At 68.8% G+C, this 10,235-nt stretch carries 9 protein-coding genes; 4 read left to right on the top strand and 5 right to left on the bottom strand.

Annotated elements, in window-relative coordinates; genetic code table 11:
- Positions 1-103 precede the first annotated feature (103 nt).
- The gene (locus P409_RS15830; protein ID WP_081991536.1) at positions 104-1,057 is read right to left on the bottom strand and encodes a sugar ABC transporter substrate-binding protein; all 954 of its coding nucleotides are present in this window, start codon (positions 1,055-1,057) and stop codon (positions 104-106) included.
- A 155-nt stretch (positions 1,058-1,212) separates the two neighbouring features.
- Complete coding sequence (locus P409_RS15825; RefSeq protein WP_052120724.1) at positions 1,213-1,809, bottom strand: TetR/AcrR family transcriptional regulator; 597 nt, start codon at positions 1,807-1,809, stop codon at positions 1,213-1,215.
- A gap of 70 nt (positions 1,810-1,879) precedes the next feature.
- On the opposite strand from P409_RS15825, the gene P409_RS15820 reads away from it, so the two are divergent.
- The 4 genes from P409_RS15820 to P409_RS15805 all read left to right on the top strand — a co-directional run bounded on the left by P409_RS15820 (position 1,880) and on the right by P409_RS15805 (position 7,428).
- Positions 1,880-2,527: an NnrU family protein gene (locus tag P409_RS15820; RefSeq protein WP_034838916.1), complete on the top strand. Its 648-nt coding sequence runs from the start codon at positions 1,880-1,882 to the stop codon at positions 2,525-2,527.
- Between the two features lie 130 nt (positions 2,528-2,657).
- Positions 2,658-3,110: a MarR family winged helix-turn-helix transcriptional regulator gene (locus P409_RS15815; RefSeq protein ID WP_034838934.1), complete on the top strand. Its 453-nt coding sequence runs from the start codon at positions 2,658-2,660 to the stop codon at positions 3,108-3,110.
- Positions 3,111-3,193: 83 nt separating this feature from the next.
- On the top strand, positions 3,194-4,306 hold the full coding sequence (locus P409_RS15810) for an efflux RND transporter periplasmic adaptor subunit (protein WP_034838911.1): 1,113 nt from the start codon (positions 3,194-3,196) through the stop codon (positions 4,304-4,306).
- On the top strand, positions 4,303-7,428 hold the full coding sequence (locus P409_RS15805; RefSeq protein ID WP_081991535.1) for an efflux RND transporter permease subunit: 3,126 nt from the start codon (positions 4,303-4,305) through the stop codon (positions 7,426-7,428). Before P409_RS15810 ends, P409_RS15805 begins: the two co-directional genes overlap by 4 nt.
- Before the next feature lie 66 nt (positions 7,429-7,494).
- On the opposite strand, the gene pseC is transcribed toward P409_RS15805, so the two are convergent.
- The 3 genes from pseC to P409_RS15790 all read right to left on the bottom strand — a co-directional run.
- Entirely contained in the window at positions 7,495-8,706 is a 1,212-nt protein-coding gene (gene pseC / locus P409_RS15800) for a UDP-4-amino-4,6-dideoxy-N-acetyl-beta-L-altrosamine transaminase (protein WP_238578701.1), read from the bottom strand.
- Between the two features lie 64 nt (positions 8,707-8,770).
- Positions 8,771-9,811 (bottom strand): UDP-N-acetylglucosamine 4,6-dehydratase (inverting), encoded by a 1,041-nt coding sequence (gene pseB / locus P409_RS15795; RefSeq protein ID WP_034838907.1) that lies wholly within the window; start codon positions 9,809-9,811, stop codon positions 8,771-8,773.
- 232 nt (positions 9,812-10,043) lie between these two features.
- Positions 10,044-10,235 (bottom strand): hypothetical protein (locus P409_RS15790; RefSeq protein WP_034838903.1); only part of this gene is annotated, 192 nt, incomplete at its 5' end.

Genomic DNA, 10,235 nt, shown 5'->3' with positions numbered 1-10,235 from the left:
CTGTCGATGCGAGGAGCGGGGCCGGCCGGGTCGTCGCTTCGGTGCGACCCCCTCCCCCTGCCCCCTCCCGCGAGGGGAGGGGGGATCACAAGGTGCTCTCGGCTTACCGGTACTCGCCGGCCAGCTTCTCGACCAGGGCGATGTTGTCCTTGGTGATGAAGCCGGGGCCGGAGTTGATGTTGTTGCTGGGGATCACGCCGTAGCGGACATAGTTCGCCAGCAGCACCACCGGCAGGTAGCCCTGCAGGTAGGGCTGCTGGTCGATGGCGAAGGTCACCGTGCCGTCCTTGATGCCGGCGGCGATCGCCGGGCTCAGGTCGAAGGTGGCGAAGAAGATCTTGCCGGCCTGCTTGTTGGCCTGCAGCACCTGGATCGTCGGCTCGGCCGAGTTCGGCCCGAGGGTCAGGATGCCGTTGGTGTCCGGATGGGCGCGCAGGAAGGCCGAGACCTTGGTCTGCACCTCGCCCGGATCCATGCCCGAATCGACCATCTGGTCGCCCAGCTTGACGCCGAGCGCGTCGGCGAAGCCCTGGCAGCGCTCCACCGAGGCCGGGTTGGTGATGTAGTGGTTGACGCACAGGAACTTGGTGACGCCGGCGGCCTTGGCCTTCTCGCCCGCGCCCTTGCCGGCGTCGTATTCCGGCTGGCCGATATGCATCAGCGCGCCGAGCTGCTTGCTCTGCTCCGCCGTGCCCGAATTGATGGTGATGACCGGGATGCCCTTCTTCACCGCGTCGGTGATCGGGCCCTTCAGCACGTCGAAATCGGCGATGGTGATGATGATGCCGTCGGGCTTCGACGCGGTGGCCTGCTGCACGATGCGGGCCATGTCGGCGAGGTCGCCGGTCGACGGGTTCTGGTAGTCCACCTTGGCGCCGACCTGCTGGCCGGCCTCGCGGATCGCGGTCTTGATGGTGTTCCACCAGCTGTCGGAATCGGGCGCGTGGCTGATCAGCACGAAGCGCTCATTGGCCGCCTGCGCCGCCTGGGGCGCCGCCGCCAGGCCCAGCACCATGGCGGCGCCCATGGCTGCGCCGCACAGCAATGTCCGAAGCATTCCTGGTCCTCCCTCGGTTTCGTCGCCCGATTCATCGGCGCCGGACGGGGCCTCAGCCCGGGTCCGCCGCCGAAGTCGGTTGATCACGAGAATTGAACAGGATTTTTAATGGGAAGGCAATTCAGAATTTCTGTTCTATTTCTGGTTCGGCCGTTTCAGGGGGTGCCGGCGCCGCGCAGCCCGGCCTCCAAAATCGCCCCCACCCGGCCGGCCAGCGCATCCAGCGCGCCGTCGCGCACCAGGTCGTCGGCCAGCTGGCCGGAGATGACCAGCAGCGCCAGCCCGTGCAGCTGGGCCCAGGCGGCCACCACCGCGGCCCGGTCCGCCCCCGGCGCCAGGCTGTGCACGGCCTGGCGCAGCCCGTCATAGGCGCGCTCGCCCACCGCCCACAGCGCCGGGTCGGCCGATTTCTGCAGCCCGCCGTCGAACATCAGGCGGTAGAGCCCCGGCTGCTCGCGCGCGAAGCCGAGATAGCCGCGGAACCCCGCCGCCATCCCGGCCCCCGTCGGGATCTCCGCGAGCCGGGCGGACAGGATCGAGAATCCCTCCGCCGCCACCGCCGCCAGCAGCGCCTGCTTGGTCGGGAAGTGCCGGTACGGCGCGTTGTGCGACACCCCCACCCGGCGGGCGACATCGCGCAGGCTCAGCGCCTCCGGCCCCGATTCCTCCAGCAGCGCCCGCGCCGCCGCCACCAGTGCCCGGCTCAGGTCGCCATGATGATAGGGCTGGGCATCCCGCTCCGATGTTGACACAGTCCACATCCGTCCGTATGTTGCTGCCGTCAACATCGACCGAATCGATCCTGCTGTAAAGGTCGCAACGATGCTGTCGCTCGCTCTCGCCGCGCTGTTCTGGGTGGTTCTGCATCTCGGAGTCGCCGGCCCGCTGCGCCCGGCGGTGGCCGGCCGGCTGGGGGAGATGGGCTATAGCGGCCTGTTCTCGGTGCTCAGCGCCGCCGGGCTGGTCTGGCTGGCCCTGGTCTATCGCGGCGCGCCGTACGAACCGCTCTGGGCCCCGGCGCCCTTCTGGGTGCCGGCGGTGCTGGTGTTCCTGGGCTTCGTGCTGCTGGCCTGCAGCCTCGGGCCCGGCAACCCCACCCAGGTGGCGGCGGAGCGGCTGGGGCCGGAGCTTCCGGTCGTGGGCATCACCCGGATCACCCGCCATCCGATGCTGTGGGCCTTCGCCCTCTGGGCGCTGGCGCATCTGACGGTGAACGGCCATTGGGCCGGGGTGCTGCTGTTCGGCGCCATCCTGGTGACGGCGCTGAACGGCATGGTCTCGATCGACCGCAAGCGGGCGGCGCGGCTGGGGCCGGCCTGGGACGAGTTCGCCCGCCGCACTTCGCGCCTGCCCTTCGCCGCCATCCTATCGGGCCGCGGCGAGCTGAAGCTCGGCGAGCTGGCCGTCTGGCGCCTGGGGCTCGGGATTGCCCTCTATGCCGCGGCGCTGTGGCTGCACGGATTCCTGTAGGACAGCCCCGGGCGGCGGCTGGAGCAGCCTTCTCCATCGTGTCAGCCGATGAATTATGATCGTAATAAAAAGGAGATCGCGCTTCTTGACGATAGGTGCGTATGCACCTATTTTGCGCGGCATGTCATCTTTGCAAGCTCTCGACGACGCAACCGCCGACCTCATCGTCCGCACCTGCCTGTGCCAGCGCATCCAGCGGGCCGGGCGGATCATCGGCCGTCGGTTCGACGAGGCGTTCCGGTCGCTCGGGATCAACAACTGGCAGTTCTCCGTCCTTCTCGCGCTCCGGCAGCTTCGATCCCCGACCATCGGGGAAGTTGCGGAGGTGCTCGGGATGGACCGCACGACCCTGACCAAGAACCTGAAACCGCTCGCCCGGCGCGGGCTGCTGAGCGTGGCCGCCGACGAGCACGATGCGCGGGCGAGGCGCATCACCCTGACGGCAGCCGGCGAGGAAATCCTCGCCAGCGCCGGAGAGGGATGGCATCGGGCGCAGCAGGCGGTGACGCGCGACATGCCTCCAGAAGAGCTCGCGCAGCTGACGTCCTCGCTGGAGCGTTTCGGGTCTGTGGGCAAGGGCTGAACGATGGCCCCGAGACCCTCAGCTTTGGAAGATACGTGCATATACACTGATTTCCGCCTGCCTCAGTCGTCGGGATCCCGGTCATGAACAAGACGCGCCTCCTGCTCTTCGTGGCTCTGCCGCTGCTGGTGATCGGCGCAGCGGGCGTCGTCGTGGTCTCCGGAGCGGCCGAGGAGCGGAGGGTGCAGGACGATCCGCGCAGCGCTTCGCCGGTCGTTGCGATCGCCGAGGTCAGGACCGTCGGCCATGCCGAGCGGGGATACACCGGCTCAATCGCAGCGCGGGTGCAGAGCAATCTCGGCTTCCGCGTGCCCGGCAAGATTGTCGAACGCCTGGTCGATGTCGGCGAGCGCGTCGCGGCCGGCCAGCCGCTCATGCGCGTCGACGAGACGGATCTGCGCCTCGCCTTGACGGCCAGGCAGAACGCAGCGGTCGCCGCCCGCGCGGTCGCGGTGCAGGCCCGCGCCGACAATACGAGATATGCCGATCTGCTCGCGAAGGGGTGGGCGACGAAGCAGCGTTACGAGCAGGCCAGGGCGGCGCTCGACTCCGCCGAGGCGCAGCTCGCCGCCGCTGAAGCCGAGGCCAGGGTCGCGGCGAACGAGGCCGATTATTCCACCCTCACGGCCGATGCGGACGGTGTCGTCGTCGAAACGCTCGGCGAGCCTGGCCAGGTCGTCGCGGCCGGGCAGGTGGTGGTGCAGCTCGCCCATGCCGGGCCGCGTGAGGCCATCGTCACCCTTCCCGAATCCGTCAGGCCGGTCCTGGGCTCGCAGGCCGAGGCGACCGTCTATGGGCTCGACCAGCGGCGCTGGCCCGCGCGTCTGCGGCAATTGTCGGATTCGGCCGACCCGCAGACCCGGACCTATGAGGCACGCTACGTGCTGGACGGCGATGCTGCGTCGGCGCCGCTGGGCGCGACGGTGACGCTGTGGGTCGCGGATGCCGATGCCGCCGACCTTGTCGAGATTCCGATCGGCGCCGTTCTGAATGACGGCGGCAGGACCGGCGTCTGGGCGGTCGACCAGGCCACATCCACCGTCGGCTTCAGGGTGGTGACCATACGCCGGCTGGGTGGGGAGACTGCGATCGTCTCGGGCCTCGAGCCCGGCGAGCGGATCGCAGCCCTGGGGGCCCATCTCCTCCATGACGGCGAGACCGTCCGCATGTCGGTCGCAAAGGCGGATGCGTCATGAGCTTCAATCTTTCCGCGCTCGCCGTCCGCGAGCGTTCGGTGACGCTGTTCTTCATCATCGGGATCGCGATCGCCGGCGCCGTCGCCTTCCTCAAGCTCGGCCGCGCCGAGGATCCCGCCTTCACCGTGAAGGTGCTGACCGTCACGACCGCTTGGCCGGGCGCGACGGCGCAGGAGATGCAGGATCTCGTCGCCGAGCCGCTCGAGAAGCGGTTGCAGGAGCTGCAATGGTACGACCGGGTCGAGACCATGGTGCGGCCCGGCCTCGCCTTCATGACCCTGACCCTGAAGGACAGCACGCCGCCGGCCGCGGTGCAGGAGCAGTTCTACCAGGCTCGCAAGAAGCCGGGCGACGAGGCCCGCAACCTGCCGGCCGGAGCGATGGGCCCGTTCGTCAACGACGAGTATTCGGATGTGAGCTTCGCGCTCTATGCGCTGAAGGCCAAGGGCATGCCGATGCGCGCGCTGGTCCGGCAGGCCGAGACCATCCGCCAGCAGCTCCTGAAGGTGCCCGGCGTCAAGAAGATCGACATTCTCGGCGAGCGGCCGGAACGGATCTTCGTCGAATTCTCCTATGCCAGGCTGGTCACGCTCGGCGTCTCGGCGCAGGACATCTTCGCTGCCCTGCAGCGGCAGAATGCGGTGACGCCGGCCGGTTCGATCGACACCGAAGGACCGCAGGTCTTCATCCGTCTCGACGGCGCCTATGACGACCTGCAGAAGATCGCCGACACGCCCGTCGCCGCCGGCGGCCGCACCCTCAAGCTCTCCGATATCGCCGATGTCCAGCGCGGCTACGAGGACCCGGCGACCTTCATCATCCGCCATCAGGGCGAGCCGGCGCTGATGCTGTCCGCGGTGATGCAGGACGGCTGGAACGGCCTCGATCTCGGCCGCGCGCTGGAGGCCGAGACGGCGAAGATCGCCGGCAGCCTGCCGCTCGGGCTCAGCCTGACCAAGGTGACCGACCAGGCCGTGAACATCACGGAGTCGGTCGATGAGTTCATGCTGAAATTCGCCATGGCGCTCGGGGTCGTGCTGCTGGTCAGCCTGCTCAGCCTCGGCTGGCGGGTCGGCATCGTCGTCGCGGCCGCGGTTCCCCTGACGCTGGCGGTCGTCTTCCTGATCATGCTGGAGACCGGCCGCTTCTTCGACCGCATCACCCTCGGCGCCCTGATCCTCGCGCTCGGGCTGCTCGTCGACGACGCCATCATCGCCATTGAGGTGATGGTGGTGAAGATGGAGGAGGGCATGGGCCGGATCGCGGCCGCGGCCTATGCCTGGAGCCACACCGCGGCACCGATGCTGTCGGGGACGCTGGTGACGGTGGTCGGGCTGATGCCCGTCGGCTTCGCACGCTCGACCGCTGGCGAATATGCCGGCAACATCTTCTGGATCGTCGGCTTCGCCCTGATCGCCTCCTGGATCGTGGCGGTCGTCTTCACGCCCTATCTGGGCGTGAAGCTGCTGCCCGCGATCAAGCCGGTCGAAGGCGGGCATCACGCCATCTACGACACGCCGAACTACCGGCGCCTCCGCCGGGTCATCGGTTTCGCCGTGCGCCGCAAATTCCTCACCTGCGGCGCGGTGGGCGTGGTCTTCGCGCTGTCGGTCGTCGGCATGGGGGCGGTGAAGCAGCAGTTCTTCCCGACCTCCGACCGTCCCGAGGTGCTGGTCGAGGTGCGCCTGCCGGAGGGCACCAGCATCGAGACGACGGAGAAGACGGTCGAGACGGTCGAGCGCTGGCTGGCGGATCAGCCGGAGGCACAGATCGTCACCAGCTATGTCGGCCAGGGGGCGCCGCGCTTCTTCCTGGCCTTGTCGCCGGAACTACCCGACCCCGCCTTCGCCAAGATCGTCATCCTGACCCCCGACGCGGAGGCCCGCGAAGCCCTGAAGCGCCGGCTGCGCACGGCCGTGGCCGAGGGGCTCGCGCCCGAAGCCTATCTGCGCGTCACCCAGCTGGTGTTCGGGCCCTACACGCCGTTCCCGGTCGAGTTCCGGATCATGGGACCGGATGCCGGCGAGCTGCGCCGGATCTCCGAACAGGCCCTCGCCGTCATGCGGGGCGTGCCCGAGGTGCGGCAGGCCAATCGCGACTGGGGCAACCGCGTGCCGACCCTGCGCTACGTTCTCGACCAAGACCGGCTGCGCCTGATCGGCCTCTCGCCGGCGGAAGCGGCACAGCAGCTGCAGTTCCTGCTCACCGGCGTCACGGTCACGCAGGTCCGCGAGAACATCCGCACCGTCGACGTGGTCGCCCGCAGCGCCGGTGGCGAGCGGCTCGATCCCGCCCGCCTCGCCGATTTCTCGCTCACCAGCCGCGACGGAAAGCTGATCCCGCTCGACCAGATCGGCCGTGCCGAGGTGCGCATGGAGGATCCGATCCTGAAGCGGCGCGACCGGACCCCGACGATCACCATCCGCTCCGACATCGACGAGACCGCCCAGCCGCCTGAAGTCTCGATGCGCGTGCTGCAGGCCCTGCAGCCGCTGATCGCCTCGCTGCCCGAGGGCTACCGTATCGAGACGGGCGGCTCGATCGAGGAGGCGGGCAAGGCGAATGTCGCGCTCGCCGCCGTGTTCCCGATCATGATCGCCCTGATGCTGGTCTTCATCATGCTGCAGGTCCGCTCCTTCTCGGCGACAGCCATGGTGATGCTGACCGCCCCGCTGGGCCTCGTCGGCGCCGTGCCGGTCCTGCTCGCCTTCAACCAGCCCTTCGGCTTCAACGCCATCCTGGGTCTGATCGGGCTAGCCGGCATCCTGATGCGCAACACGCTGATCCTGATCGGACAGATCAAGGAGAACAGGGATGCCGGGCTCGACGACTATCACGCTGTGGTCGAGGCGACGGTCCAGCGCGCCCGCCCCGTCATCCTGACGGCGCTCGCCGCCGTGCTGGCCTTCGTCCCGCTCACCCATTCGGTGTTCTGGGGGTCGATGGCCTACACGCTGATCGGGGGCACGGCCATCGGCACCGTGCTCATCCTGCTGTTCCTGCCGGCGCTTTACGCCACCTGGTTCCGCGTGAAGCCGGCGGAGTCCATCTCGCCGGAAGCGGGAGCCGGTTCGGGTCACGGACATCGGGACGGCATCCCTTCCCCAGCCGGCGCCGAGTGAAGAACGAATCGACAGGTCCAGGGGACCCGCCCGCGAGACGGCTGCCGTCCGTCGACCGGGGCAGCCTTACCCGATGACTTCGCGCAGCACCTCGACCACCCGCTCGACATCGCCGTCCTGCATGGCGGGAAACAGCGGCAGCGACAGGCAGCTGGCGTAGAAGGACTCGGCGCCGGGCAGGGGGCGGCGGCCGTAGATGTCCTCGTAATAGGGCTGCCGGTTGACCGGGATGTAGTGCACCTGGGTGCCGATGCCCTTGGCGTGCAGCGCGCGCACCACCTGGCCGCGGGTCTGGCCGATCGCGGCGAAGTCGATCAGCACCTCGTAGAGATGCAGCACCGGGTCGCAGCCCGGCGCCTTGGCGATCGGCCGCAGCGCCGGGGCCAGCGGCGCCAGCGCCTCGTCGTACAGCGCCGCCAGGGCCCGGCGGCGGGCCTTGAACCAGTCCAGCTTGCGCAGCTGGCTGATGCCGAGCGCCGCCTGGATGTCGGTCAGCCGGTAGTTGAAGCCGATCTCCTGCATCTCGTAGTACCAGGGGTTCACCCCGGCCTGGGCAGGGTCGACCGCCAGCTCGGTGTTGACGAAGGCGTCCGGGTCGCGGGTCATGCCGTGCGAGCGCTGCCGCGCCAGCTTCTGCTGCAGCTCCGGATCGGCCGAGGTGACCATGCCGCCTTCGCCCAGCGCGATGGTCTTGACCGGGTGGAAGGAGAAGCAGGCGAGGTCGGAATGGGTGCAGGTGCCGACCTGGACCCGGCCCTCCGCCGTGTCGTACTCCGTGCCCAGCGCGTGGCAGGCGTCCTCGATCACGAAGGCGCCGTGGCGGCGGGCGATCTCGGAGATCGGCGCCAGGGGCACGGTCTGGCCGGCCAGATGCACCGGCAGCACGGCGGCGAACCGGCCCTGCGGATGGATCTGCGGGATCCGGGCGATCGCCGTCTCCAGATCCTCCGGCCGCATCAGCCCGGTCTCCGGGTCGACATCGGCGAACACGACGTCGGCGCCGACGAAGCGGGCGCAGTTGGCGGTGGCCAGGAAGGTCACGGCCGGGACGACGCAGACATCCCCGGGCCCGAGGCCCAGCGCCAGCGTCGCCAGGTGCAGCGCCGCGGTGCCGTTCGAGCAGGCGGCGGCGAAGGGGGCGCCGGTGGCGGCGCAGAAGGCGCGCTCGAACTCGCCGACCGTCGGGCCGGTGGTCAGGTAGTCGGCCTGCAGCGCCCGGGCGACGGCGTCGATGTCGTCCTGGTCGATATACTGGCGGCCATAGGGCAGGAAGGTCACGGTGATCGCCTCCGAACCGCGCGGGCCCTGGGGGAAGGGAACGGGGAACGGCCCCGGCGGGCCGTCAGTTCGCGTGCCGCTCGAGGATCTCCAGCAGCTCGCGGTCGTCCAGCCATTCGGTGTTGTTGTCGCTGCAGTAGCTGAAGCGGTCCGGCACCGGCTTGCCGCCCGCATCCTCGGTGAAGGAGGTGCGGGTGTACTCGCCGAATTGGGGCTCGATCACGTAGCGGTCCGCCAGCTCGACCGTCGCATGCGCGTCGTCGACCGCGATCATCGCCTCATGCAGCTTCTCGCCCGGGCGGATGCCGACGATGCGGTGCGGCAGATTCGGCGCCAAGGCGTGGGCCAACTCGGTGATCTTCATGCTCGGGATCTTCGGCACGAAGATCTCGCCGCCGCGCATGATCTCGAAGTTCGACAGCACGAAGTTCACGCCCTGCTGCAGCGTGATCCAGAACCGGGTCATGCGGTCGTCGGTGATCGGCAGCGCCTCGGCCTTCTGCTCCAGCAGCTGGCGGAAGAACGGCACCACGCTGCCGCGCGAGCCGACGACATTGCCGTAGCGGACCACGGCGAAGCGGGTGCCGATGTCGCCCGACAGGTTATTGGCGGCGACGAAGGTCTTGTCCGAGGCCAGCTTGGTGGCACCGTACAGGTTGACCGGGTTGCAGGCCTTGTCGGTCGACAGGGCGATGACCTTCTTCACCCGGTTCTGCAGGGCCGCCCAGACCACGTTCTCGGCGCCCATGATGTTGGTGTGGATGCATTCCGACGGGTTGTGCTCCGCCGCCGGGACCTGCTTCAGCGCCGCCGCGTGGATGATGTAGTCGACGCCGCGGGTGGCCAGCGCCAGCCGCTCGCGGTCGCGCACATCGCCGATGAAGAAGCGCATGCAGGCGTGCACATCGGCGGGATAGGCCGCCCGCACGGCGTTCTGCATGTCGTACTGCTTCAGCTCGTCGCGCGAGAAGATGATCAGCTTCCGCGGCCGATAGCGCTGCAGGATGGTGGAGACGAATTTGCGCCCGAAGGAACCGGTGCCGCCCGTCACGAAAAGAACCTTGCCGTTCAGGTCGACAAGGTTGTCGTCAAAAGTGCGATACATGAATCACCAGCGCTGTTGAAAACGACGGACAGCCACATCAAAGCTTAGGGAGAATCGGCCCGGAACCGCCCCGATCCCCCGCGCGCGAACATTTCAGCCTATAACCATATGCATAGCGATTTGCAACGCGGTCCGATGCGCTGCCCGCCGATGCTATCGCTTTGAGACGGCGTCACTATTTTTTGTGCCGGATCTCCCGTTTGGCGGGTGAGATCCGGCACGGGTGACGGGCTCAATCCGTGGCGCGAACCTCGCGGATCCGGGTCCCGAACGCCTCCAGCCGTCGCACCATCTCGGCCGGGTCGAGCAGCGTCTCCGGCAGATGCAGGCCCGGCGCCGAGGGCGCGCCGCCGGCCAGGCCGAGCAGGCGCTCGACCGCGGAGGCGATGCCCAGCGCCGTCAGCGGGGCCTGGCCTTCGGGTGC

It is taken from the genome of Inquilinus limosus MP06 (assembly GCF_000767795.1).
Lineage (GTDB): Bacteria > Pseudomonadota > Alphaproteobacteria > DSM-16000 > Inquilinaceae > Inquilinus > Inquilinus limosus_E.
The sequence above is the reverse complement of the archived record's forward strand: the minus strand, read 5'-3'. Positions and strand labels throughout refer to the sequence as shown.